Raw genomic sequence first — 25053 nt, forward strand, 5'->3', positions numbered from 1 at the left:
ATAAAACTGGAGCAAAAAAATAATGTTTAACTTAAATCGTTGGCAATCTAGAACAGCTGCACTCATGGCTTTGAGCGTCACAGTCGGTACTGTAGCGCCTTTCATTACAGCTTCACCATCTTTAGCTCAAACGACTTTTTCTGATGTTTCATCTAATTATTGGGCAGCACAATTTATTCAACAATTATCTCAACGAGGTGTAATTGCCGGATTTCCTGATGGTAGTTTCCGCCCAGAAGAACCGGTGACACGCGCTCAATTTGCCGCGATGGTTAACAAAGCTTTCCAAAAAGCACAGCAACGGCCAGCAATCAATTTTGCTGATGTACCCAGCAACTATTGGGCATCCAGCGCGATTCAACAAGCTTATACCATTGGTTTCTTATCTGGTTATCCCGGTAATCGCTTTGAACCTAATCAAGCTATTCCCCGCGAACAGGTTTTAGTTTCCCTTGCTAACGGTTTGGAATATACTCCTAGCGGTAATACCGAAAGCACTCTGCAATACTTCAACGATGCCTCTAACATCGCTAGCTATGCCCGTAGCCCGATCGCCGCAGCAACTGAAAGGAAAATTGTGGTGAACTATCCAAATGTGAACTTCCTGAATCCAACTGCAACCGCTACTCGCGCCCAGGTAGCAGCTTTTATCTACCAAGCATTGGTTAGTTCTAATCAAGCCTCAGCAATTAACTCACCTTATGTTGTGGCTGTCGGATCTACTACCCCAACACCTACATCAGTGACAATTGCCCAAGGGACTACTATTCCTGTGAAGTATGACAAGGCAGAAAAAATTCTCGTTACAAAGGATGAAACATCGCCCTTGACATTGACAGTATCCCAAAACGTGGTGACGCAAGACGGAGCTGTAGTGATTCCTGCTGGTAGTCAAGTTGTTGGTCAACTCAAACCTGCTACAGGCGGTTCTCAATTCGTTGCCGAGAAACTAGTTTTGACCAATGGTCAAGAGTATCAACTTAACGCTAGTTCTGAAGTGATTACCAAAACTGAAACCGTCAAGAAGGGTACTAGTGTTGGTTCAATTATCAAGAATACTGTATTGGGCGCAGGTGCGGCAACTGCGGTATCTGCTGTCACAGGCGATCGCGCCATTGCCACAGAAGAAGTCTTGGGTGGTGCTGGTATCGGTGCGTTGGTTGGTCTGTTCTTCGGCAAGAATAGTGTTGACTTAATCGCCATTGACCCAAATACCGATTTACAAATGACCATCAATCAAAACTTATTGGTTTCATTAAGATAGTCATTAGTACATCTAAAGCCGAATTGTAAGAATAGCGTAAATACTAATATATTTAGTATTTACGCTAGTTTTTTATCAAACTAGAAACTTTTAGAAAATTGCTTAAACTAAATTTAACGTGAGTTCGATGAACCTCTCCCCAACCCCTCTCCGAGGCGGAGAGGGGCAGAAATATTTTTAGTTGACAACGAAAAAATTAGGGTTTCAAAGCCTCTCCCCCACAGGGAGAGAGGAATGGAAGTGGGGTTTTTAGAGCCGTCGAACTCACGTTAAATTTAAGTTAAGCAAATTTTTTACGCCGTTTTTTATTAGCGTAAGCTTGTACCATTAATTACGAATTACATTAGCGCAGCGTTAGCGACGCAGGAGCGTCATTACGAATTACGAATTACGAATTAGTAATTATTCAGTCAAGCCGTTCGTAACCGTTCAATGTCTCGCATCGGTGGCGCACCGAATAGGCGGGAATATTCCCGGCTGAACTGTGAGGGACTTTCGTACCCGACCTGATAAGCAGCAGAGGTTGCATCACAATCTTCCGTCAGCATCAGGCGACGGGCTTCTAACAGTCTTAACTGCTTTTGATATTGAAGTGGACTCATTGAGGTCACTTGCTTGAAGTGCTGATGAAACGACGAAGTAGACATTCTTACCTGCTTTGCTAAATCCTCGACTCGCATCGGCTGAGTAAACTTAGACTTAATCCGTTTGATCGCTTCAGCAATTCGCTGCATACTGCTACCAGATGTAGCAATTTGACGCACGGCTTCACTTTGTTCCCCGATCAGCAGACGGTAGTAGAGTTCCCGAATCATCATCGGTGCCAGCATAGGAATATCCTGTGGCGTATCTAAGAGCTTAGTGAGGCGAAGGGCACAGTCAAGCAACGTGGGATCGGCGTTGCTCACAAATAAGCCTCGGACGGAGTTCTCTTTCTTCGCTGAACTAAAATTCATTTGAGCAGCCATTTCACAAAGTTGCATTGGATCTAGGGTCAGCTTTAATCCTAAATACGGCCGATCGCTTGTCGCCTCAACGATACACCCACCGATGGGGAGATCGACTGAGACAACAAGACATTGCCCGATCTCATAGGGATACGTTTCCTCTCCCAGCACTATGTTTTTCTTGCCTTGAACGAGAATGGCCAGACGCGGTTCATAATCCTGGTAGATGATGGCAGATGACGCATTCGATCGCGAAAAGCTCAATGGTGCGATCGCAGTTGGATAGACAAGGTTGTTATTGGGTTCGGTGTGCCGCTCCACTAATGCCGCCAGCGCTTCGCATCGATCTGCAACTACCTCAGAATTGGGGATAACGAAAGTCATGGTAAAGCCTCGACTCATTCAATGCCCTACACGATTATAGAATGTCTTCAAGCAATCCATGCTGGAGAATTAGGCAAGGATCGAAGAGTTTTAGGCATTGGAAACTCTGAATCGAATTCGTAGGATGAAAGCATCTCAAGCAAGACCTTAAAGAGTCCGAACAACGATGCCGCATTTGTTTCCTGAAATTAAAAACTTCTTGGAGGAAATGGCAATCCGTCCAAACAAACTTTGAAAAGTTTTACGCCTTTGAACTCTTCAATAACAACTGAAGCAATAAGCAGGAGAACCTATTTATGCAAAATACTCCCCAACAAATGCAAGCAATGGCTGTGGACGAGTTCGGTCATGCTGACAAGCTGACTTTGCACACCTTAGCCGTGCCTATGGTAGATGCAGGCGAAGTTTTGATTCGCATCGAGATTGCCGGAGTTGGCATCTGGGACGCAATGGAGCGTGAAGGCGATCTGGTGTATAACGAAGTCCACTTTCCGCGCGTGCTGGGCGGCGAATGTGCAGGCACGATCGTTGCCATTGGCGACGGCGTTGAGCGTTTTGCTGTTGGCGATCGCATTTACGCCCAGAGCTTCATGAATGACAAGGGCGGTAGCTATGCCCAATACGTCGTCCTATCTGAAAAAACGGTCGCGTCGATACCCGATGGTCTCGATATGCTGATGGCAGGCGGGCTACCCATTGCTGGTATCACAGCGCTAAACAATTTGCAGGCGCTGGGGATAGGCAGCGAAACCAAATTAATGCTGTGGGGCGCGAGCGGCGGCGTGGGTCACGTGGCGCTGCAACTGGCTAAACGTATGGGGGCAAACGTTTTCGCGATCGCATCGGGTGCAGACGGCGTAGAGCTGTCCAAGCAATTGGGTGCCGATGAAGCAGTGGACGGACACAGCGACGACATTGCCCAACGCGCCCGCGCTTTTGCCCCCGATGGTTTCGATGCGGCGCTGGTGCTGGTGGGCGGCGACAAGGTTCAATCCACGCTGAGTTTGGTGCGCCAGGGTGGGATCGTCTCCTTTCCTAACGGCGTGATGCCCGAACCCAAAGCGCCCGACGGTGTGGAACTCAAGAAGGCAAATGGCTTCGCCGACCCAATGTTGTTAGACGAACTTAACCGATTGATCGGTATCGGTGAGTTTCAAGTTCACATCGCGCAGACATTTGCGCTGTCAGAGGCGGTACAAGCGCAGGATGCGATGAAACAGCACTATCTGGGCAAAATCGTGTTGCGCGTGAGCGGCGAATAAGTGCTGATTGAATTTTCAGCTTTGACAACAACTTTACTCTCAACAAATTTTGACATCTTTGCAGGAAAAATACTTATGAATCTCACGGACAACACCATCCTCATCACTGGCGGCACAAGCGGCATCGGTCGTGGGCTTGCCGAGGCTTTCTATCAACGCGGTAATCAAGTCATCATTGCGGGTCGTCGTCAACATCTCCTCGACGAAATCACCGCCGCTCACTCCGGTATGCACGGGATTCAACTTGACGTTCAAGATCCGGCGGACATCGAAGCCTTTGCGTCCCGCATTCGAGAGCAGTTCCCTAAACTCAATGTTCTAATCAACAATGCCGGAATTGCTAAGACGGAAGACCTCACCTCAGATCCGATCGATTTCTTTGCGATCCAGTCTATGATTCAGACTAATGTTGTCGGTGTACTTCACCTCACGGCGGCACTCCTCCCGACTCTCAAACAGCAACCGCATTCAACGATCGTCACCACCACCTCTGGCTTGGCTTTCGTTCCCATCAGTCCATATCCGACTTATTGCGCGAGCAAGGCTTTTCTGCATTCTTGGTTGCAGTCGCTCCGCGTTCAGCTTCAAGAAACCTCCGTGGAGGTTCTTGAACTTGCCCCACCCTATGTACAGACGGAGCTTGGCGGGGCTAGTCAGGCGACCGATCCTGCTGCAATGCCACTCGCTGACTTTATTGCTGAAGTGATGCAGATTCTCAGCACTCCCAATCCGCCCCACGGCGAAATCCTTGTTAATCGTGTCAAAGCACTACGATTTGCTGAAAGGAACGGTGAGTATGAGCAAATATTCGCGAGCCGCAACGAACAATGACAAGCGATAGGAATCTATCGATCGCCAAGAGAGGGCTGCGATCGCACGCAGCGAGATCAATGAGAAATGGACTCTACAAAATTGCTTTCATTAAATCACTAAAAAATTCTTGGAGAAAGTAGCAATATGTCTGAGCAAACGAACCTTGGCGGCACTTTTACGTTGCCGAACACTTCAATAACAGTGAAGCGCATAGGTTATGGTGCCATGCAACTCGCGGGCCCGAATGTAATGGGTGCGCCGCGAGATGTGGATGCAGCCGTTGCTGTTTTGCGCGAAGCGATCGCCCTTGGCATTAATCATATCGATACCAGCGACTTCTATGGACCTCACATCACGAATCAGATTATCAGACAAGCACTGCATCCCTACCCGAAAGATTTGGTAATTGTTACTAAGGTGGGAGCGCGTCGTCCTGAAGATGGCTCGTGGGTTCCCGCGATGTCGCCACAGGAACTAACCGAAGCGATTCACGACAACCTGCGTAACCTCGGACTCGATGCGATCGATGTTGTCAATCTCCGCTTGATGGGTGACGTTCATGGGCCATCGGAGGGTTCTCTTGCAGAGCCACTAACGACCTTAGCCGAACTTAAGGAGCAGGGATTAATTCGTCACCTCGGTTTGAGCAATGTCACACCTACGCAGTTGGCAGAGGCGCAAACGATCGCAGAAATCGTCTGCGTGCAGAATCAGTACAACGTAGCGCACCGAGAAGATGACGCTTTCATTGACGACCTCGCGAAGCAGGGAATTGCTTATGTGCCGTTCTTCCCGCTGGGTGGGTTCAATCCGTTGCAATCGTCAGCCCTCGATGCTGTCGCAGCATCACTTGGAGCTACACCGATGCAGGTCGCCTTGGCATGGCTGCTTCAGAGATCGCCGAACATCCTGTTAATTCCCGGAACGTCATCCATTAGTCATCTGCACGAAAACACCAAAGCGGCAGACCTGCAACTTTCACCGCAAACGATCGCACATCTCGACGCGATCGCTACAACTGCGGTTCAGTGAAAACATTATTGTCCAAGGCTAAAAACTAATTCTCAACTTCCGGCAACCAAATAATAAATGTAGTTCCTGGCGCATTGGGTGAAGTGAATTTAGAGTTGATTGCAGGGCTGAAAACCTCAATTTCACCCTGCATTTGCTCTATTAATTGTTTAGCGATCGCTAACCCCAAACCTGTACCTGGGATTTCTGTTTGCGCTTGTACTCCGCGATAATGCCGTTCTCCAAGATGTTCTAAATCTTGGGGTGGAATGCCGGGCCCGTTATCACTAATAACTATTCCCTGAAAATTAGCTTTTTCTTGCCCCGCCTGAATCAAAATTTTGCCACCAGTGGGAGTGTATTTCAAAGCATTATCAATAATATTAGTTAACACCTCTCGTAATGCTTTGACATTGGCACGTACTAGGGATGAATTTTCTTGAATTTCAGTTATTAGTTTTAGCTTTCGCTCTTGGGCGATCGCTTTGGCTGATATTAATAATGGTTCTAATATATCTGCTAGGGAGCAGTCAACTGCTTTATCTCCCGTTCCTGGTAATAATAACGGAGGTTTAGCATCTTTTTGGATAGTTGCTTCTACAAATACTTCTTCAGGGAGATGTAGTGGTGCTAAATCTGCCTCTGTCAAATCAATTACTTGATCGAATTGTTGCAGCAATTCTTGGAGGCGATCGCTTTCTCTGACAATACTATTTGCCACATCCCGGTTAGCATCTGTTGGTCGTAGTCGTTTCAATAGGAGTTTGCCAAAAGTCCGTAACGCCGTTAATGGGTTACGAAACTGATGCAATAGATTATCCAGCAAATCTCGCTGTTTTTCTTGGAGAATTTGTTGCTCGCGCAACTGTTGCTCAAACCATGCTCGCCGCTGATCTAAAATACAAGCGATCGCTAATGTTTGGGCTATCCGTTGAATCTGACTTTGTTCGTGTTCATTCCATACCCGATCTTTCCTACCTGTCACTAATAACCCCATCATCACACCCTCATAAATCAAAGGTAAAACAATTTGGTTGCCACTAAGTAGGTATTCCTCTTTGAGATCGGGTTGAGACGTATCTGGTATCTCAGACTCCCGTGACGAAGTTGGAGATTCTGAACCTGCTGTCAATAACCTTCCCTGTTGATTGGGTAATATAAACGCCTTTCCAAGTTGAAGTTGCTTGTATGCCGTCGCTTCAATAGTTTCCTCTCCTGGCAGCAATAATGCTGTTTCCGGGTAAATCACCACAGGAATCAGTTTGGCATCGCCAGAAGGAGTATCTACCAATTCTTGTGTTAAGTACACAATACTTAAAGTTGCTCCTAGCCCTTGGGTTAGTAGCGCTATTTGCTCTCGACACAAAGCAAGAAAATCAGAACTGGCAGACATTAACATTTTTTAGCTTTTGCTCAAGATTATAGATTTTGAGGCATGATGTAAGAGAGGATACTTAATTTTTACCTCACTCATTTCATCAAGCTTAACTAAAATCTTCAAAAGAGATGGTTTGTACTAAGGAATTATATTCTTAGGTGATTTTATTTTCTTGATGTTTCAAAGATATTAACTTTCTTATATTAAAAGGTTAAAAACTATTGATATTCTGAACTAGAACCTATATAATGACGACGGATTTTGTAGCTATCACTACAATCTATAGCTTGAAAGAGGAGGACAGTATATTGGCAAGGAGACGCAAAAGGAAGAGTCGTCGTCGTCAGGAAGGACGGCGTATTTTGGAACACGTGCCTCAATATAGCATCGAAAGTGGCGAAGAAAAGCCAGTAACAGCAGCGAGAAGATTCATTCAAGCTGAAGGGATTTTGCCACCAGCGTTGCTACTTGTAAAGCGAAATGAACACACTACAGATCGTTATTTCTGGGCAGAAAAGGGACTGTTTGGTGCTCAATACGTAGAGGAAAACCATTTCTTGTTTCCTAGTTTGAGGGTGTTGGAACCTTCACCAGGTCAAGAACCTCTTGCTTTAGCTAGTCGTTGAACCATAGATGGTCATCTTGGGCATTGAATGTGGCTCCTGACTATTATTAACTGGCAAAATTGCTAAGTTTATGCAAAATTTAATTTTTTTTTAGTTTGTAGCTGATTTGCCAGGAAATCTAGTCCAGGTAGTTGGAAAGTGAAGCTGTTTCAAACCATGCTAGATTGCATGGATTGATACTAATTTGATGATGCAAAAGGGAGTGGGTATAGAGCCAAGCGCGTCTAAAAAGAAGAGTGAAGTTGCGCTCTTATGCCGTAGATGGTTAAAGCTTGCTCTGTCAATGAATTTAAGTTAATGAATTTAAATTTTTTCCCCACGACTTTGGTCGTGGGGAAAACTGACAAAGCAGCAGTCTTGATTTTCTCCTGACTACTTTCCATTGCCTGCATAGTAGGTTAGGTCAGAAGTCTGCATATCATAGTTAAGAGATGGTCGCAACAATCAACAATTATTTCCCAGGCTTGAGCTGTAGAGTCCTCTGCAACTCGCTGAGTTCATCTCGATGGGCAACTACAGCAATCTTACTTGAGGAGGTTTGTTCGCTCTGAGTTGTTTCTACTTTGAGCGATACCTTCTCAAGTCTTCCAGATTTTTTCCAATAAAATAGACCACTTAAAGGCGACAGCAGTACCATCGCCAGAACAAGGGTACTCAGGCTAGGAAAAAGCAGGGATGTCACCAGAGATAGACAAACAATGCCAGTCGCTGCTAGGAAAGTTAGAAATATGGCTAAGAACCAGCTGGGACGAACATTACCTTCAAAAATTACCTGATTTTGTTCTCGGTCTACCGTTGCCACTCGGTAAGACCGCGATCGAAAATACTCTTTTAATTGAGACATTAAAACAGCTTCATCTTGCTCAGATACTAGGTGGGCTATTTCTGTGCGGTCTTTAGTCGAGGCACGAATAAAGAAAAACAGCCCAACCGATAACAACAAGGTTAGCAGGAAGGTAGATGGCAGAATAGCAGTATCCATAACTAATTGTTAGTGTTTGACTGGAGGAGACTTATTCATTATCAATGATTCGTTACTTTTTCCTCCCGTTGATGTAGTCAAGCCATTGAAAAGCTAAATCCTGAGCTTGAACTTGCCATTCAGGAGAAACTTGGTACATCCGCCTGGGGCGCCCCCGTCCTTCGAGTTTCTTCCAATATCCAGTGATTGCCTTTTGGTCTTCTAGAAATTTGATTGCACTATAAAGTACGGTATCTGAAAGCCGATAGACGGGATACTCAGTTTCTAATTGCTCAATCAACTCGGTTCCGTAGGATTCACCTTGTAATAAAACAGACAGTATGTAACAAACTGCTAGTTCTTGACAAAGGTAAGTTGGCGGAGGATTCTCAAAAAATTGATATATATCCTCAAGTTTCATGGTTAGTGAATGGCTAAAAAAAATGCCTTAGGGTAAAGTCTACAATCCTTGTAGCTAGTATACAGTGCTACTACTACGCGAGTAATACATATAAAGCTACTTAGACTAGATATCTATTGCGTAAACATCAAACAATTACCCACGCCTGTGAAGTTGTGGGGCGAGTTTGCGAGTTTTAGGGGCACAAAACAATGTACCCCCACTCAAGCTCGATACGGTGTGGTGAGGAGCGAACAGACAGTGAGAGACTCAGTATCTTGGTGTTAACTGATGCCGAGCTGCTTAAGCAATAAAATGCCATCGAAGAAATTTTACAGGTAAAATGCTATTTTGTCTGTAAAGCTTAATAAACACTTTGTTTTACAGTGATTTTCCCAATGCAAATTCTAAAATCTTAAGCTAAGGGATATATCTGAGATCGAACTGCTACGTCGGTAGACATACTTAAACAGTAATCATTTCTGATTTCCTCGATCGCAGAATTTTTTGTCTTATTTGACAAGTGTGATAGTAAATTTATCAAAGAAGGCGCTAAACTCCCTTCGTCCTCTCCTCTTCGCCTTCCTTTATCAAGCACCCAGCATATTAGCGATCGCTATGTCACAAACTCCCGATGCCCCATCATCTTCCTCAACTCTTAGGGCAATTGCCCAAACTTTTCGCCTTACAGGTTGGATTAGCTTCTGGGTTCAGCTAGTACTAGGCGTTGTTTCTAGCATAATTGTGCTGCTGTTCGCCATCTTTAATCAAAGAACTGGCAGTCCTAGTAATAATCCTGGGACTGGCTTTGGCGTATTTTTAGCAATTTGTGGACTGGTTGTTTTAGGTGGGGGGATTTATTTAGCTTACCGTTACACGAGAATTGGCAAGCAATTGGAATCCTCCAATCCCAGCAACCGCCCTCGGAAAAGCGAGACTGTGCAAGTATTACGCTTAGGTGTGTGGGTGAATTTAGGAGGAACGCTAGTGACTCTTTTGGGAGCGCAAGCGATCGTTGGAACACTGGTAGCACGATCCATATCTCCGCAAGCGATAACTACCCAATTTTTTGACCCTACCCGGATTATTAGCGGTCTAGATATGCTTGTAGTACAGGCAAACACCAACACTGTCTCAGCCCACTTTGCAGGGCTGGTGGCGTCACTTTGGTTACTCAATCGCATTAACCGACCGTAGAAAAGGGAGTCAGAAGAAAAGGTAATAGTCAAAAATCAGCAATTCTTTTGACTTCTTTTCTCCTCTTTTTCAAAAGTTGTATGGCAATAATTCAAATATGTTGATTGTACTTTTCCGAAATTATTAAATTACTGTGTGAAGAATAATACCAGTTTCTTACGTTAGCACCCATCTAAAGAGTGATATTAGAACCGTTATCAAGGTGAATTAATTTTTATTGAAGGTCTGACACTATGAAAAAACTAGAAATATGGAAGTTTGGTATACAAGTACTTTTTAGCACATTGATGATTGGATTATGTAGTTCCCTAATCTTTTTGGAACGCGATAATAGCCAAAACCAGGCAGTTTACTGGAGTGGTTTATCAGGCGTACTTGCCTACTGGCTAGCCTCACCTGCAAACACTCAGGAATCTACAAAATCAGAATAATACTAAATTTAAATGCTTGCTTTTCTGCTCACACAAAGCCAAAATCAGTATATGCTGATGTGTTGGCAGGTAGATAATAGGCTAAAAACTGAGAAAAATCTGTGCTGGATATCAAGCAAATACGGGAAAATCCCCAATTAGTTCAAGAACGATTGAATAGTCGTAGTGGTAAATACGACATCGAACCGATTTTACAGTTAGATCGGAAACAACGGGAACTTGAGGGGACGCGCAGTCAGCTCCAAGCTCGTAGCAACGAAATTGGTAAAATTGTCGGGCAAAAGATAAAATCTGGGATCAATCCTCAAGACCCAGAAATTCAAGCTTTGCGGGATGAAGGTAACTCTGTCAAAGCGACATTGAGTCAACTCGAACCCCAAGAAAAAGACCTCAAAGCTGAAATTGCTCAACTTGTGTTGGCACTTCCGAATTTACCAAGCGACTCTACACCCCTTGGAAAGAATGAGGAAGATAACGTAGAGGTGCGGCGTTGGGGTGATGAGTACATTCCTCAAAATCCGAATATTCTCCCTCACTGGGAAATTGGCGAAAAGCTGGGTATTCTCAATGTTGAACGAGCTGTAAAAGTTGCCCAAAGTCGCTTTGTGACATTAATAGGCGCTGGTGCAGGATTGGAAAGGGCATTAATTCAATTTATGCTGTCTCTCCATACTCAAGCTGGGTATGTGGAAGTCAGTCCGCCGCTGTTAGTTAATACTGAGTCTTTGACGGCGACCGGTCAGTTACCCAAGTTTGCGGAAGAAAGCTTTAAATGCGCTGATGATGACTTATGGCTGATTCCGACAGCTGAAGTTCCAGTTACAAATCTCTATCGGGGTGAAATTCTCGCTGCTGAAGATTTGCCTATTTACCACTGTGCCTTTACTCCCTGTTTTCGCCGCGAAGCTGGTAGTTATGGGCGCGATATGCGGGGATTAATTCGCCTGCATCAATTTAACAAGGTGGAAATGGTGAAATTTGTCGAACCCAGTACGTCTTTTGATGAACTGGAAAAATTGGTAGGGAATGCAGAAGCAATTTTACAGGCGTTGCGATTGCCTTACCGAGTAGTAAATTTAAGTACTGGGGATTTAGGATTTGCCTCTACTAAAACTTATGATTTAGAGGTTTGGTTGCCCTCTTCTGGAAAATACCGTGAAATTTCTAGCTGTTCCAATACTATAGATTTTCAGGCACGACGGGCTGATATTCGTTTCAAAGAGACGGGGAAGAAAGGTACTCAGTTCGTACATACCCTCAATGGTTCGGGTTTGGCGGTAGGAAGGACGATGGCAGCAATTTTGGAGAATTATCAACAATCTGATGGGACGGTGAAGATACCAGAAGTATTGCAACCTTACTTGGGACGTGAAGTTTTGTAATTTGTCGTTGGTCATTGGTCATTTGTCATTTGTCTTTTACCAATGAGCTATGCCCCATGCCCAATGCCCAATGCCCAATTAGAATGGAGATAACTATAGCTTAATATCTTCACAATTTACTCTATGTCAGTTTTAGCAGCGATCGCAGTCTTGGCTGTTTTGATCTTGGTACACGAGTTGGGGCATTTTGTTGCAGCACGTTCTCAAGGCATTCTCGTTAACCGTTTTTCTTTGGGTTTTGGCCCGGTTCTTTTGAAGTACCAAGGTTCACAAACCGAATATGCTGTCCGCGCCTTTCCTTTGGGCGGTTTTGTGGGCTTTCCCGATGATGACCCCGATAGCGATGTTCCACCCAATGACCCAAATCTGCTGCGTAACCGTCCAGTTTTAGACCGGGCGATTGTCATCAGTGCTGGAGTAATCGCCAATTTAATATTTGCCTACTTGGTGTTGGCTCTGCAATTGGGTATTGTCGGCATTCCCAAGGAATTAACCTATCAAGCTGGTGTCGTTGTCCAGCCTGTTAATCAAGAATCTGTTGCCTACCAAGCAGGAATTCGGGAAGGAGATATTATTCTGGCTGTTAACGGTCAGGAACTCCTAGCTTCTGATAAATCAACTCCTTTGCTGACTAAAGAAATTCAAACTCATCCCAATCAGCAAATCGAACTGAAAATTCAACGTGAAAACCAACAACAAACCCTGAAATTAACTCCGAAATTGGGAGCCGATGGCAAAGGCGTAGTTGGGGTGGCACTCAGTCCAAATGCTACAGCAATTTATCGCCGTCCTAATAGTCCTTTTGAAATTTTTGGTCTTGCTGCTAATAGATTTCAACAATTATTTGTTGGTACACTAAGCGGTTTTGGTCAGTTAATTACTAACTTTCAACAAACTGCTGGGCAAGTTTCTGGGCCAGTTAATATTGTCAAAATTGGTGCGAAATTAGCTGAGGACAATACTGTAAATCTGTTGTCTTTTGCGGCAATTATCAGCATTAACTTGGCTATTATCAATATTTTGCCTTTACCAGCTTTGGATGGCGGACAACTCGCTTTCCTGCTAATTGAAGGTTTACGCGGTAAGCCTGTACCCGCCCGCATTCAAGAAAGTGTAATGCAAACTGGTTTGGTGTTACTCTTAGGGTTAGGAATTTTTCTGATCGTCAAAGAAACTACCCAATTAACTAGCCAATTGGAATGGGTACAAAAATTGTTCCAGTAAGCATTACCTGCAAATCGTTATCTAAAAAGCAACGGGCGATAGAAATTTTAGCTCGGCTGAAGCGTCTTTATCCAGATGCTACTTGCTCTTTGAACTACTCAACGCCAGTACAATTGTTGGTGGCAACGATTCTCTCTGCTCAGTGTACTGATGAGCGGGTGAATAAAGTAACACCAGCTTTATTTGCTCGGTTTCCTGATGCAGAAAGTTTAGCGATCGCTGATTTGGTAGAATTAGAAAGTTTGGTGCGTTCAACAGGGTTTTATCGCAATAAAGCCAAGAACATTCAAGCCGCCTGTCGGATGATTGTCACTGAGTTTAACTCTGTTGTCCCCAACCAAATGGAGCAATTATTAAAGCTTCCAGGTGTGGCGCGCAAGACAGCAAATGTAGTCCTAGCTCATGGTTATGGGATTAATGCTGGCGTGACAGTAGATACTCACGTTAAGCGCCTGTGCGAACGCTTGGGTTTAACTGAACATACAGACCCCATTCGGATTGAGCAAGATTTAATGGGTTTATTGCCTCAGCCTGATTGGGAAAATTGGTCAATTCGGCTGGTTTATCACGGTCGTGCTATTTGTAAAGCCCGCTCTCCCGTCTGCGTTGCTTGCGAGCTTGCCGATTTATGTCCGGCTGCAAATAAGCCAGTGGTTGTAGGATAAGCGACACAAGTAACCCCAGAATTGATGGAGAGACTGTAGAATGGAAAACGGTGTCTTCAAATAAGTTAGAGAATATATGGCAAAAAAGAGCATGATTGAGCGCGAGAAAAAGCGCACCAAGTTGATCGAAAAGTATGCTGACAAGCGGGAAGCTCTCTTAGAAGAGTTCAGAAGCGCAGCATCTCCTTTGGATAAACTAGAAATCCACCGGAAAATTCAACAGCTACCCCGGAACAGTGCGCCCACCCGCCACCGCAACCGTTGCTGGTTGACTGGTCGTTCTAGAGGAGTTTACCGCGATTTTGGGTTGTCTCGGAACGTACTGCGAGAATGGGCGCATGAAGGTCTTTTACCTGGAGTTGTTAAGTCTAGTTGGTAGTCAAGAGTCATTAGTCATTAGTCATTAGTCATTGGTAAAGAACAAATGACAAAGGACAAATGACAAATGACAAATGACAAAAATTATTGCCCACAACACTTATCAATTCCCAGACTTTCTAAGAGTAGATCGCTGACGGCGTTGGCGATCGCAAACTCTCCGTAGAAGCTATTGGAAAAATCATAGGACTGCATCTCTGTGACAATGGCAATTACCAGAGAACCAAGGTCATTTTCTCCTTCCATCCGTTGACGCACAAAAATCTGTGCGGCTCGTTGGGCAATATTTTGGTTTACTGCTTCGGGGATAAATTCTGTATCTAGCCACCGTTGTAAGCGTTCTCGTAACCATTCACCTTCGAGTAGGGGGTTTTCGGGCGGTGGTAGGGTGATGGGTGGAATTGGTTGAGTCATCTTTTTTTAAACGCAGAGGGACGCAAGGGGAAACGCAGAGGAACGCTGAGGTTGATTTTTTAGCATCAAATTGCGTTTCTAGGAGTGTTTTTTTATATTTATTTATGCAATATGATATCGCGGCTATTGTTGAGGGCTATGCACAAGGCTATTTTCTCATGGCTGATGAGCGCGATCGCCTGAGTTGGTACGGAAGTCGCGATCGAACTTTTATTCCTTTGGATGAACGGTTTCGTTATCCCAAGTCTTTGCAGCGTGTTCTGAATCAAGAGCGGTTTACTGTGGCGATTAATCGGGACTTCCAAGCTGTGGTGGCTGGCTGTGCTGATAGAGAGACAACCTGGATTTCACCGGAATTAGAAAAGATTTACTGGCTACTTTACCAGAGTGGCTATGCTTATAGTTTTGAAACTTGGCAAGGTGACGAATTAGCTGGAGGAATTTTAGGGATTGTGATTGGTGGGGCTTTTATTGGCGAGTCGATGTTTTACCGCATTCCCGAAGGCTCAAAGGTGGCGATGGTTAAATTGGTGGAAAGATTGCGCCAGAGGAAATTTGTATTTTTTGATGCCCAAATGATGAATCCCCATTTGGAAAGGTTTGGCGCTTATCGGGTTGGGGATGAAGAATATCAATCTTTACTTCAGCAAGCGTTGCAACGTACTTGTAATTTAGTATAAATAATGACAAAACTATTAATATTAAATAAGTAGTTCGATTGATGGTTTCCATTGTTATCAAACATGGATGGTTTCATCAGATTCTTGGGGAATGTGCCCAGCATGGTGGGTTTGTTTTTATTGCGCTATTAGGTGACTTGGGTAGCGAACTAGAAATTATCTCATATCAGAGGGTTGGAGAAGATCCAATGTTTCCTCTTTCAGACTACATTGAGGGACAACCTCCAAGTATTTTACAGAGATGCCAGGATCTATTTGGAGAATCAGCTAATGCAGTGTGGGTACGGGCTAGAATTCCAGCCATATTTGGTTCTAATATTTTGATCAGCTTGTCTATTCCAGACTACAAGTATGCACTCATAGAGCAAATGTTCATGGCTTGTGAGCTAGGGTCAAATGGAGACTGGATAGCATACCCATTTATCTGTGAAGATTACAATCTTCGTGCTGGACTACGTTTTAATCCAGATGGTTCATCAACTGAGATTTATGAACGTATTGCCAAGGCATTTTGGAAACTGTTGCTTCTTGAACCTAAACGTGTTTGTGCATTCCGCGATGGCTACCTACACTATAACGAGATGGATGACGAGGAATGGTATAATGTGGTATTCAAGCACGGTCGATTCAGCATTGAAATAATAGCTCCTGTATTCTTTTAAAAGAAAAGCTGGATGTGATTGTTACTGATGTAATAATGCTGGAAATGAAGGTATTGCCATAAAAATCTTTCAATCATTACAATAGCGATCGCGCCCATTTTGTTTGGCATCGTACAGTGCTTTATCTGCTGAAGCAATGAGTGTGTCTGGCCTGATGTTCCAAATAGGTATGCGAGAGGTAATTCCTAAACTAACGGTGATAATATTTTTGACATCAGACTGTACATGGGGAATAGCCAGAGCATGAATTGCTTGCTGAATACTTTGCCCTACTTTAATCGCTCCCGCTAAGTCAGTATTGGGCAAGAGTACCAAAAATTCTTCTCCACCGTAACGCGCTACTAAATCGGCAGGACGATGAATTGTTTGTTGCACTGTTTGCGCTATCCTCATTAGACAATCATCGCCAGCAAGATGACCATAGTAATCGTTGTAAAGTTTGAATTTATCAACATCAAACATAATCAGTGACAAGGGTTGTTGTTCTCGTGCAAGGCGTCTCCATTCTGCTTTAAGTCGTGCATCAAAGCAACGACGGTTAGCCACCTGAGTCAAGCCATCTAAATTTGCCAGTTGTTCTAGTTTCTGATTTGCATCTTGGAGAGCCAATTCAATTTGTTTTCGTCCAGTGATGTCGCATATGGTAATAGCAAAACCATCATCTAGTTTGACTGCAACAAAGTGATACCAGCAAGAATTACCTAATGGATGATAAAAATCTCGCTTGAAAGCTTCCCCTGTTTTGACAAGATTAACGAAGTGATTAAAGAGTTCTGGTTCTAGATGAGCTAAGAGTTTTTTGAGTACTAATTTGCCGATTATCTCTTCACATTTGCTTCCGAAAGCTTTAGCAATAACAGGATTGATAACTAAGCAACGAAAATCTTCAATGTCTCCAGTTACAGGGTTGCGGACAGCTTGCATAGCGGCAATACCATCTAGCGAACTATTCAAAATACTGGCTAGCATTGCCCTAGACTGATACAGTATTTCTTCTGTTTCCCTACGCTTAATATTTTCTTGTTCTAGAAGCCGTTGCTGGCGTTGAATGGTTAACTGATTTTCTAGACGCGCTACAACTTCTTCCATCTGAAAGGGTTTAGTGATGTAGTCTATGCCCCCTGACTCAAAGGCTATCACTTTATCGAAGACATCATCTAAAGCACTAATAAAAATAACGGGAATGGTGCGTAGAACTTCATCGGCTTTCAGAGTTCTACAAACTTGATAGCCATCCATTTCTGGCATTTTAATATCTAAAAGAATGATGTCTGGTCGCTTTGCCTTTATTGTTTTTAGTGCCATCCGTCCACTTGTGACACTGCGAACAGTATAGCCGAGTTTGACCAGAGAATCACTTAATAAATGTAAATTTTTGGGATTGTCATCTACTAGGAGAATATTACCTTTATTTTCTTTATCAGAATTAAGATTCATTGCTTCTCAGGGGTTCGGCTAAATCAACTAATTCCTCAAATTCAAATTGACGAGCAAGTTTTGTTAAAGATTGAATTAAAAAAGTTTCTGTTTTAGGAATATCTCTAATTAATTCTATGACACGATTAGTATTTGCTTCTAATGCAGCTTCATAGAATTGATTAATCCATTCTTGAGACATACAAATTAAATTTTGGGATGTTAAAGTATTTTTTTCTGTATATTCCAAATTTGAAGAATTATTTTCAGCAAATATATATTTGACACCAAGATGTTTGGCTAGTGTGTCAAAAATTGTATGTTCTGCAAAAGGTTTGCGGAGAAAGTCATCACATCCGGCTGAAAGAACGATCGCTTTTTCTTCTTCTAAAACACTTGCTGTCAGAGCAATTATAGCTGTAGCATTCCCTTTGGTAGTGGACTTGATATATTTTGTAGCTTCGTAACCGTCCATGACAGGCATTCGCATATCCATCCAAATCAGGTGGGGTTCCCATTCATTCCAAATAGCGATCGCTTCTTTGCCATTACTAGCTTCTTTCATCTCAAACCCTAACGGTTGTAAGAGTTTAATTAATAATTGGCGATTAATAGGTTTATCATCTACTATTAATAGTTTATATATAGGTTGTCCTGGTGCAAGTTCTAATACTTTTGGATGTACTTCTAAAGTATTGTTATTGGTTGGTTGACCTAACTTTGCTTGAATATAAAATTTAAAAGTTGTCCCGACTCCTAATTTACTTTCAACAGAAATATCTCCTCCCATTAACTGAATAAACTTGTGACTAATTGCTAAACCTAAACCCGTTCCTTCTTGAGATTCTTTTCCAGCTTGTGCTTGAGAAAAAGCATTAAAAAGTTTGGGTAATTCTGCGGCTGCAATTCCCACTCCTGTATCACAGACTTCAAAATCAAGAGTTAAAATATCTGTAATTTCTTCACTAGTATTATTTACTGTTAAACTAATTGTTCCTTTTTGAGTAAACTTAATGGCATTAGTAATCAAATTAATTAATACTTGCCGGAGTTTTAACTCATCTGTGCAAATATAACATGGGACATTTTCACTACGTTGAAATATTAAATTTAAGCCTTGATTGCTTGCCTGTAAATGTAGCATATCTTCTAAGTCATCTAGCAAGCGATATAAATCGAAATCTCTAGGATTAAGAGTAGTTTTACCCGCCTCTATTTTTGATAAATCGAGAATATTATTGATGAGCGTTAGTAAATAATCACCACTGTGATAAATGATCCCGGCATTTTCATAATGCTCGGCAGGCAAGTTTTTCGCGCGTAACATTAACTGAGAAAAACCTAGAATAGCATTGAGGGGCGATCGCAACTCATGACTCATATTCGCAATAAATAAACTTTTAGCTTGATTTGCGACTTCGGCTTTGTCTTTAGCAATGGCTAACTCTGCTGTTCTCTCCTGTACCCGTTGTTCTAAAGTTTCCAAAGATGTTTGTAACTGAAGTGCCATGTTGTTAAACGATTTTGACAGTTGACCTATTTCGTCTTTTGATTTATTTTTGGCACGGATATCTAAGTTACCCGCGGTAAACTGGAAAACTATATTGGTAAGGTGAATTATTGGCTTTGTTAGCACTTGTCCAATAGCAAAAGCGATGATTGTCACTACTCCAGCGATAAATGCAAATAGAAAAATTGTGTTACGAATTTGCTTTTCTACAGGTGCTAAAGCAACGGCAAGGGGTCGGGCAAACAACACAGACCAAGGTTTATATTGCAAACGAGCGATCGCAATTAGATTAACGCGATCGCCTGTTGCTGACAAGGATGCAATTAAATACGACTGTTTATTATCCAATGCTTGTTTAAGTTTGGATTCATTAGTTGCCAATTCTTTGAAAGAAGAATTAGGCAAACGACCTTCCTGTTGCAGTTGAGTTACAACATCATCAGGTAGAGGCACAATTGATTTAAAAAGCAGTTCCGGTGCAGTGCTATGTGCGAGATAAATATTATTGTCATCTAAAAGAATCGCAAAAGATTTTTCCCCAGCCCGTTCGGTTTGTCGAGTTACTAACTGCTGAACAACAGTCGCATTATATGAAACACGCAATATACCCAATATATCTCCCTTGGCATTGCGAACCGGACTACTAAAAAAGAGGGTAATAAGATTGGGAATTGTCGGCGATCGCTTCATGCTAGAAACAAAGGAGAAACCAGTTTGTAGCGGTTTTTTAAAATAATCTTGAACTGATTCGTCTTTGCCAATATTCAGTGTACGTGTATCCAATACATTTTTACCGTTTAAGTCGAGCAAAGCATAAGAGAGAATATTGAGCATATCTTTGCGACTGAGACGCATTAATGTTTCTGTCGCCAATTGCATTTCGGGGCTGCCGTCTCGCTGTTTTGGAGTTAGGCTGAGGTAGCGTGCCAAACCTGGTAAAATCGCCTCTACACGCACGGCATTGAGATTTCCATCAATAAAGGCATCTATTCTGTTAGCGGTTTCGTTAGCCGCCGCAGATAGGGCTTGTCGGGCGTTGTCAGTTAGTGCTTTTTCAGTTGTCTGTTTGTTGATAAATGCCAATAACAGCAATGGAATCAAAGCAACAACGAGAAACGAGGCGATCAACTTTGTACGGATACCGCCCAAAAAAGAGTGCTGCATAGCTTCAAACTAGGGGGGATTCAAGAAGGAAGAATTGAACAAACTTTTTAGCTCAGGAATACGCGTAATGTTTCCAGAGCGAATAAAAAAGTCTGCATATATCTTGGCAGTTTTGTCAATGGACTTAGGGTTATTAGATTGAAAATATTTTTGATTTTCACCTAAATCAGTTAGGTTTATTCCCTCTAGAGAGAGAGTATTTATCGGAATTTTTAACGCTTTGCTGACGATCGCTTTTCCTTCTTCAACATTTGCTTTCCAGTAGGTCGAAGCTTGCAGCCATCCCTGCACAAATGCACGAATGTCTTCGGGGCGATCGCGGATTGTCTCACCACGAAAGATAATCAAATCTAAAATAAAGCCAGGGGTTTGTTTGCTAGTAAATAGGATATTTCCCCCTAATTTTATCGTTTCAGAGAGATAGGGTTGCCAAGTGTGTCCGGCTTGAATAGTATTATTTTTCAGGCGTTGAGGAATTTCTGAAGCCTCTAATTGAACTAAGTTCACATCATCACTAGTTAAATTGGCAGTTTTCAACATTTCAGTCACGAAAACTTCGCTAAAACCGCCTAGATTTGCACCCAGCTTTTTCCCTTTCAAGTCAGCTACAGTTTTAATTTTTGATTGGGCTACTACCACATCTGCTCCTATTGATTCATCTATAACGATCGCGCCTTGTATATCTGGATTTGCGGCACTCAAGATGATAAAATTTCCCAAGGACGACGTAATCCCATCATACTTACCCGCATTAAAGTTTGCTTGTTCCAATTGGGCGTATTGTGTATGAATTAGTTCCACATCTACCCCTTGGGCTTTGAAGAATCCTTTTTTTTGAGCAATGATGCCTGGAAGCTCTCCAACAAAAGATCCAAATATCACTTTCAATGGAGGGCGTTTTACTTCAGTTGGTACTGAAGTATTACAAGCAAGTAGTAAACAGGCAGTAATGAGAAAAATACTAATGTATCTGAGTAGTTTAAGCATAGAATTTTTGATGTTTTTTAATTATTGTTAATCAAAGATTCTGCTAAATAAACTAATTGTTCAAATTAAATTGCCGTGCAAATTTCGTCAGTGATTATATTAAACGAGTTTTGGTTGTTGGAATTGCTTCAAGATTTAGAAATTCTGACCGCAAGGGCAGCTTGAGAATTTCATTCACAGGTATTGAGCCGCCTTAACAAGGGATTATGCTTCAAATCAATGAAAAAGACTGTAATTGCAAAGAGAGCGATCGCTCTTTTCTACTGTTATATTAGTCTTTAAATAATCCCGTACCCAATCACAACTGTATTTCAGTAGGTTGAGATGGAGAATTTCTTCTAAATCCCACAGAATTACAAGTTGGTCATCTCCGCCAGAGGCAAAGGTTTTACCATCAGGGCTAAAGGCAACACTGCTCACATTAGAAGTATGTCCATTCAGGGTGACGAGTAAAGTACCATCAATTTTCCAGACTTTGATCGTATTGTCAAAACTTGCGGCTGCTAGCATTTGACCATCTGGACTGAATGCTACCCTGGTTAAGCCAATACTTTTACCATCAAAGCTCCTCACCAGAGTGCCATCACGTTTCCAAAGTCGCAGACTACCATCCCCACCTGTAGAGGCAATCAATTGACTATTCGGGCTAATGGCAACCCCAAAAACTTCACTCTTATGCCCTTCTAAGGTGCGATCGGGTTTTTCTAACAGGCGTTCGCCCTTGGCGTTGGCGGAGCCATCGCTATTTTTTGAAGTCCACAGTTTGATAGTGCCATCAGCACTAGCAGAGGCGATAAACTGCCCATCTGGACTATAAACAATGTCCCAAATTCGCCCTGTATGCGCCTGAATAATTTGCTGGAGTTGAAACTCTCCATTGGAGCCGCGTTGCCAGAGTCTCAGCTTGTAATCAAAACCCACAGTCACTAATCGGTTGCCATCAGGACTGTAGCTAACACCCAAAAGACCGATACCTGGCGCTTCCAGAATGGTTCGCTGATTGCTGTCTAGTTGCCACAGTCTTACAACACCTTTAGAACCAACGATCGCTAAAGTTCGACCATCGGGGCTAAAGTCAAGACTAAGCATTCGAGAATCTTTTTCAACAATGGTTTTGGCGAGAGAACCATCGCGTCTCCAGAGTTTGACTTCTTTGCCAGCAACGGAAGCTAGCCGTTGCCCATCAGGGCTAAATGCCACCCGCCAGACCATTTCTTGATGGCCATTGAGTAGCTTTATTAAGGGTGAGTGGACTCTCCAGAGTTTGATGGTATTGTCGTGACTGGCAGAGGCGAGAGTTTCTCCATCAGGACTGAAGGCGATGGTTTGAATATTTGAGGTATGCCCCTGCAAAGTTCTTAATAAAGTACCATCTATTCGCCAGAGTTTAACGGTTTTATCAGAACCGCCGGAAGCAATAGTCTGCCCATCAGGGCTAAAGGCTACACCAAATATTTCAGCAGTATGCCCTTTAAAAGTTCTCAGGAGAGTGCCTTCTCGATTCCACAGTCGCACCATCTTATCTGCACCGCCAGACACTAAAGTTTGTCCATCAGGGCTAAAAGCAACACTCCAAATAGTTGCGTTTCCAGCTGTGAATGTTTTGAGCAGCGTTCCATCTAATCGCCAAAGCTGATTCTTGCCGCCTACCATAGAAGAAGCGAGAGTTTGGCCATCGGGGCTGAAGGCAATTCCCCACACACCACGCTGATGTTTAAGAGTTCTGATTAAAGTGCCATTTAGTTGCCAAAGCTTGACGCTAAAATCGCCACTGGCAGAAGCGATCGTTTGTCCATCTGGGCTAAAGGCAACTCGCCACACCGCAGATTTGTGCCCTTTGAAGATGGTTGACAATTTACCATCGATCGTCCAGAGACGGATAGTGCCATCAATGCCGGCAGCGACTATCCGGCGGCTATCCGGGCTGAAGCGGACGCTTTGTATGGTTGCAGTATGTGGTAGCGTTCTTACCAGTGTTCCATCCCGCTTCCATAGCTTGACTGTGCGATCGATGCTAGATGAGACAATCCACTGACCATCAGAGCTAAAATCAACGCCTAAGACAATCCCTTGATGCCCCGATAAGTGATTGAATTCATCAGCACCGTAGACAGCTTGTTCTAATACTTTGCGGGTTTGGAGATCCAGAGCATTGGCATCTGCCAAATTTTGCAGATCGAGCCGTTGAAATTCCTGTCTGGCTCGGATTGCTTGTACCAATGCATCTAAGCGTTGATTGGAATTAAAACTACCATTGGAAGCAGCTGCGATCGCCCGTACCTCACTCAGTGATGCTTGTCGATCGGCGTAGAGTGTTGTGAACCCCAAGACAATAACTGCTAGTAGGGCCAAACTTACTCCTAATAGGAGTCGTCGCTGAAGCCGAGCGCTCTTTTGTTCGCTTGCCAATCGCGCTTCAGTTTCTTTGAGCCGTTCTACTTCCATTTTTTGCTGGACTTCCCGACGTTCCAATTCTTGGCTAGCTGCTAAAAATCGATAGTCCAAATCACTGAGACTTTTACGCTGAGTCCAGTCCAAAACCTCTTGTAAGGCATTACCCCGTAGCAAGCGTGACTCATCTTGAAAGCTCGATGCTACCCAAGCATTGAATGGCTGTGAATAAGGGCGCAAATTGTCTAACTGCTTTAACACCCATTCAGTATTGAAAATATGTCGGTAGATGGGATTTTTAATTCTAAGATAGCCGTTGTACTTCTCGACCAATCCTGATAGTAAAAGCTCTGTCTGTTCTCGGCTATCATCGGTAGCCACGGGAGATAAAAAAGGACGCAAAGACTGGGAACGCCAAGAGTCGCTAGTGTCTTCATTATTTGCGTCCTCCCATCCCCATTTCCCCTCGTCCTCTATTTCCTGGGTTTGCAATACCTGCTGATAAAGACTCAGCAACCGTCCACTTTGTTGTTGGTTGAAAAGTAAGCGATCGCGAATCGTGCGCAGGTGTTCGGGTTCATCTTGTGATTCCCAGTGTTGGATAATCTGCGATCGCACCAATTCTTCTACCCAATAGGCCTCAGTTTTTGGGGGTAGGAAAATTTTCCGCTCTGATGTCTTTAAGGCAGTTTGGAGAATTAATTGACAGAGTTTTTGAGTTAGAAACGGTTGTCCCCCTGTCCAATAGATCACCTCTTGCAGCACAACTTCTGGTCGCTCAATTGCTCCTTTTAACCCATTTAGCAATGGGCTAGCTTCATGCAATCGAAAGCCGTATAACTCAATAGCTGTTCCAATGTTAAAAGGTGTCCGACGTTTGTCAGCAATTAAATCAGATGGACTGGCGACTCCAAACAATGCAAATCCCAGGCGTTGAAAATTTGGGTCGTGTGCTTGCTGATTGTAGCAATGACGAATCCAGGCAAAAAAGTCACTGACCGGAAAATTCAAACTCAGCAAACTATCAATTTCATCAATTAAAATGAAAATGCCTTTAGCTTCGCCGCCTTCTTCAGAATCGCTCTTAACATTTGGCAGCAATATTTCTTCAACAAACTGGTGTAGCTTTTGTACAGGAGAAAGACCTGTTTGCATATTCCACCATTGCTTAAAGTTGACGTGTTCCGCCAGATTTAACCCGTAGAATATGCTGACAATGATTCCTTTATACCATTGTGCTGATGTGGTATCCTCGCTACCCAATTGCGTCACGTCTAAGTAAACACATTTATAGCCTTCTGACTTGAGACGACGACTTATTCGCTGTAGTAGGGATGATTTACCCATTTGGCGAGAGTTGAAGACGTAGCAAAAATCGCCACCTTTTAAACTGGTATAAAGTTTTTCGTCTGCTTGACGCACAACATAAGTGGGATCGTCACTGTGGAGGCTACCGCCAACTTGGTATCTCATGTGCAAAGTGTGATTAGAAAAGGGGGAAATAAA

General features: G+C 43.2%; 22 protein-coding genes. 13 read left to right on the forward strand and 9 right to left on the reverse strand.

Annotated features, from left to right (window positions below; translation table 11 throughout):
- The first annotated feature begins 22 nt into the window (after positions 1–22).
- On the forward strand, positions 23–1264 hold the full coding sequence (locus tag RMZ95_RS13565; RefSeq protein ID WP_322683014.1) for an S-layer homology domain-containing protein: 1242 nt from the start codon (positions 23–25) through the stop codon (positions 1262–1264).
- A 410-nt stretch (positions 1265–1674) separates the two neighbouring features.
- Here the strand turns inward: RMZ95_RS13565 and RMZ95_RS13570 are convergent, their stop codons facing one another.
- On the reverse strand, positions 1675–2595 hold the full coding sequence (locus RMZ95_RS13570) for an AraC family transcriptional regulator (protein WP_322670961.1): 921 nt from the start codon (positions 2593–2595) through the stop codon (positions 1675–1677).
- Positions 2596–2891: 296 nt separating this feature from the next.
- Here RMZ95_RS13570 and RMZ95_RS13575 point away from each other — a divergent pair, with 296 nt between their 5' ends.
- From RMZ95_RS13575 to RMZ95_RS13585, 3 genes are all read left to right on the forward strand, one after another.
- Entirely contained in the window at positions 2892–3857 is a 966-nt protein-coding gene (locus RMZ95_RS13575; protein WP_322683015.1) for an NADP-dependent oxidoreductase, read from the forward strand.
- Entirely contained in the window at positions 3858–4688 is an 831-nt protein-coding gene (locus RMZ95_RS13580) for an SDR family oxidoreductase (RefSeq protein WP_322683016.1), read from the forward strand.
- Positions 4689–4814: 126 nt separating this feature from the next.
- The gene (locus RMZ95_RS13585) at positions 4815–5702 is read left to right on the forward strand and encodes an aldo/keto reductase family oxidoreductase (protein ID WP_322683017.1); all 888 of its coding nucleotides are present in this window, start codon (positions 4815–4817) and stop codon (positions 5700–5702) included.
- Positions 5703–5727: 25 nt separating this feature from the next.
- Here RMZ95_RS13585 and RMZ95_RS13590 read toward each other — a convergent pair whose 3' ends face one another.
- Positions 5728–7080 carry an ATP-binding protein gene (locus tag RMZ95_RS13590; RefSeq protein ID WP_322683018.1) on the reverse strand — a complete coding sequence of 451 codons (1353 nt, stop codon included), beginning with the start codon at positions 7078–7080 and terminating at the stop codon, positions 5728–5730.
- A 287-nt stretch (positions 7081–7367) separates the two neighbouring features.
- Here RMZ95_RS13590 and RMZ95_RS13595 point away from each other — a divergent pair, with 287 nt between their 5' ends.
- Positions 7368–7685 carry a DUF3155 domain-containing protein gene (locus RMZ95_RS13595; RefSeq protein WP_041566316.1) on the forward strand — a complete coding sequence of 106 codons (318 nt, stop codon included), beginning with the start codon at positions 7368–7370 and terminating at the stop codon, positions 7683–7685.
- Between the two features lie 451 nt (positions 7686–8136).
- Here the strand turns inward: RMZ95_RS13595 and RMZ95_RS13600 are convergent, their stop codons facing one another.
- Complete coding sequence (locus RMZ95_RS13600) at positions 8137–8667, reverse strand: cofactor assembly of complex C subunit B (RefSeq protein WP_322683019.1); 531 nt, start codon at positions 8665–8667, stop codon at positions 8137–8139.
- 52 nt (positions 8668–8719) lie between these two features.
- Positions 8720–9067 (reverse strand): PadR family transcriptional regulator, encoded by a 348-nt coding sequence (locus RMZ95_RS13605; protein ID WP_289798053.1) that lies wholly within the window; start codon positions 9065–9067, stop codon positions 8720–8722.
- A 597-nt stretch (positions 9068–9664) separates the two neighbouring features.
- Here RMZ95_RS13605 and RMZ95_RS13610 point away from each other — a divergent pair.
- From RMZ95_RS13610 to rpsN, 6 genes are all read left to right on the forward strand, one after another.
- Positions 9665–10243, forward strand: a complete 579-nt coding sequence (locus tag RMZ95_RS13610; RefSeq protein WP_322683068.1) for a DUF3611 family protein — start codon at positions 9665–9667, stop codon at positions 10241–10243.
- A gap of 233 nt (positions 10244–10476) precedes the next feature.
- Entirely contained in the window at positions 10477–10674 is a 198-nt protein-coding gene (locus RMZ95_RS13615) for a hypothetical protein (protein WP_322683020.1), read from the forward strand.
- A 101-nt stretch (positions 10675–10775) separates the two neighbouring features.
- The gene (gene serS / locus RMZ95_RS13620) at positions 10776–12056 is read left to right on the forward strand and encodes a serine--tRNA ligase (RefSeq protein ID WP_322683021.1); all 1281 of its coding nucleotides are present in this window, start codon (positions 10776–10778) and stop codon (positions 12054–12056) included.
- A 123-nt stretch (positions 12057–12179) separates the two neighbouring features.
- Entirely contained in the window at positions 12180–13280 is a 1101-nt protein-coding gene (gene rseP, locus RMZ95_RS13625; RefSeq protein ID WP_322670968.1) for an RIP metalloprotease RseP, read from the forward strand.
- Positions 13256–13945: an endonuclease III gene (gene nth / locus RMZ95_RS13630; RefSeq protein WP_322670969.1), complete on the forward strand. Its 690-nt coding sequence runs from the start codon at positions 13256–13258 to the stop codon at positions 13943–13945. Before rseP ends, nth begins: the two co-directional genes overlap by 25 nt.
- A 76-nt stretch (positions 13946–14021) precedes the next feature.
- Positions 14022–14324: a 30S ribosomal protein S14 gene (rpsN, locus tag RMZ95_RS13635; protein ID WP_190939279.1), complete on the forward strand. Its 303-nt coding sequence runs from the start codon at positions 14022–14024 to the stop codon at positions 14322–14324.
- Between the two features lie 83 nt (positions 14325–14407).
- On the opposite strand, the gene RMZ95_RS13640 is transcribed toward rpsN, so the two are convergent.
- On the reverse strand, positions 14408–14737 hold the full coding sequence (locus RMZ95_RS13640; RefSeq protein WP_012410384.1) for a hypothetical protein: 330 nt from the start codon (positions 14735–14737) through the stop codon (positions 14408–14410).
- A 104-nt stretch (positions 14738–14841) separates the two neighbouring features.
- Here RMZ95_RS13640 and aat point away from each other — a divergent pair, with 104 nt between their 5' ends.
- Both aat and RMZ95_RS13650 read left to right on the forward strand, forming a co-directional pair.
- Positions 14842–15417 carry a leucyl/phenylalanyl-tRNA--protein transferase gene (gene aat / locus RMZ95_RS13645; protein ID WP_322670971.1) on the forward strand — a complete coding sequence of 192 codons (576 nt, stop codon included), beginning with the start codon at positions 14842–14844 and terminating at the stop codon, positions 15415–15417.
- Between the two features lie 41 nt (positions 15418–15458).
- Positions 15459–16079, forward strand: a complete 621-nt coding sequence (locus tag RMZ95_RS13650; protein WP_322683022.1) for a hypothetical protein — start codon at positions 15459–15461, stop codon at positions 16077–16079.
- A 69-nt stretch (positions 16080–16148) separates the two neighbouring features.
- Here RMZ95_RS13650 and RMZ95_RS13655 read toward each other — a convergent pair whose 3' ends face one another.
- The 4 genes from RMZ95_RS13655 to RMZ95_RS13670 form a co-directional block, all read right to left on the reverse strand.
- Positions 16149–17516, reverse strand: coding sequence for a diguanylate cyclase domain-containing protein (locus RMZ95_RS13655; RefSeq protein WP_322683023.1), 1368 nt, complete (start codon positions 17514–17516; stop codon positions 16149–16151).
- Positions 17506–20169: a hybrid sensor histidine kinase/response regulator gene (locus tag RMZ95_RS13660; protein WP_322683024.1), complete on the reverse strand. Its 2664-nt coding sequence runs from the start codon at positions 20167–20169 to the stop codon at positions 17506–17508. The genes RMZ95_RS13655 and RMZ95_RS13660 overlap by 11 nt, the downstream gene beginning before the upstream one ends.
- Before the next feature lie 9 nt (positions 20170–20178).
- Positions 20179–21156: an ABC transporter substrate-binding protein gene (locus RMZ95_RS13665; RefSeq protein ID WP_322683025.1), complete on the reverse strand. Its 978-nt coding sequence runs from the start codon at positions 21154–21156 to the stop codon at positions 20179–20181.
- 216 nt (positions 21157–21372) lie between these two features.
- On the reverse strand, positions 21373–25020 hold the full coding sequence (locus RMZ95_RS13670; RefSeq protein WP_322683026.1) for an AAA-like domain-containing protein: 3648 nt from the start codon (positions 25018–25020) through the stop codon (positions 21373–21375).
- Positions 25021–25053: the final 33 nt, after the last annotated feature.

Source organism: Nostoc sp. DedQUE07, from assembly GCF_034530975.2.
Lineage (GTDB): Bacteria > Cyanobacteriota > Cyanobacteriia > Cyanobacteriales > Nostocaceae > Nostoc.

What these genes read in the sequence shown, in the direction of transcription:
- RMZ95_RS13570 (WP_322670961.1), bottom strand. Translation starts at nt 2,595, where the DNA reads ATGACTTTCGTTATCCCCAATTCTGAGGTAGTTGCAGATCGATGCGAA.
- RMZ95_RS13600 (WP_322683019.1), bottom strand. Translation starts at nt 8,667, where the DNA reads ATGGATACTGCTATTCTGCCATCTACCTTCCTGCTAACCTTGTTGTTA.
- RMZ95_RS13575 (WP_322683015.1), top strand. Translation starts at nt 2,892, where the DNA reads ATGCAAAATACTCCCCAACAAATGCAAGCAATGGCTGTGGACGAGTTC.
- RMZ95_RS13670 (WP_322683026.1), bottom strand. Translation starts at nt 25,020, where the DNA reads ATGAGATACCAAGTTGGCGGTAGCCTCCACAGTGACGATCCCACTTAT.
- rseP (WP_322670968.1), top strand. Translation starts at nt 12,180, where the DNA reads ATGTCAGTTTTAGCAGCGATCGCAGTCTTGGCTGTTTTGATCTTGGTA.
- RMZ95_RS13590 (WP_322683018.1), bottom strand. Translation starts at nt 7,080, where the DNA reads ATGTTAATGTCTGCCAGTTCTGATTTTCTTGCTTTGTGTCGAGAGCAA.
- RMZ95_RS13585 (WP_322683017.1), top strand. Translation starts at nt 4,815, where the DNA reads ATGTCTGAGCAAACGAACCTTGGCGGCACTTTTACGTTGCCGAACACT.
- RMZ95_RS13565 (WP_322683014.1), top strand. Translation starts at nt 23, where the DNA reads ATGTTTAACTTAAATCGTTGGCAATCTAGAACAGCTGCACTCATGGCT.
- RMZ95_RS13610 (WP_322683068.1), top strand. Translation starts at nt 9,665, where the DNA reads ATGTCACAAACTCCCGATGCCCCATCATCTTCCTCAACTCTTAGGGCA.
- RMZ95_RS13650 (WP_322683022.1), top strand. Translation starts at nt 15,459, where the DNA reads ATGGTTTCCATTGTTATCAAACATGGATGGTTTCATCAGATTCTTGGG.
- RMZ95_RS13655 (WP_322683023.1), bottom strand. Translation starts at nt 17,516, where the DNA reads ATGAATCTTAATTCTGATAAAGAAAATAAAGGTAATATTCTCCTAGTA.
- aat (WP_322670971.1), top strand. Translation starts at nt 14,842, where the DNA reads ATGCAATATGATATCGCGGCTATTGTTGAGGGCTATGCACAAGGCTAT.
- RMZ95_RS13615 (WP_322683020.1), top strand. Translation starts at nt 10,477, where the DNA reads ATGAAAAAACTAGAAATATGGAAGTTTGGTATACAAGTACTTTTTAGC.
- RMZ95_RS13665 (WP_322683025.1), bottom strand. Translation starts at nt 21,156, where the DNA reads ATGCTTAAACTACTCAGATACATTAGTATTTTTCTCATTACTGCCTGT.
- rpsN (WP_190939279.1), top strand. Translation starts at nt 14,022, where the DNA reads ATGGCAAAAAAGAGCATGATTGAGCGCGAGAAAAAGCGCACCAAGTTG.
- nth (WP_322670969.1), top strand. Translation starts at nt 13,256, where the DNA reads ATGGGTACAAAAATTGTTCCAGTAAGCATTACCTGCAAATCGTTATCT.
- RMZ95_RS13640 (WP_012410384.1), bottom strand. Translation starts at nt 14,737, where the DNA reads ATGACTCAACCAATTCCACCCATCACCCTACCACCGCCCGAAAACCCC.
- RMZ95_RS13660 (WP_322683024.1), bottom strand. Translation starts at nt 20,169, where the DNA reads ATGCAGCACTCTTTTTTGGGCGGTATCCGTACAAAGTTGATCGCCTCG.
- RMZ95_RS13605 (WP_289798053.1), bottom strand. Translation starts at nt 9,067, where the DNA reads ATGAAACTTGAGGATATATATCAATTTTTTGAGAATCCTCCGCCAACT.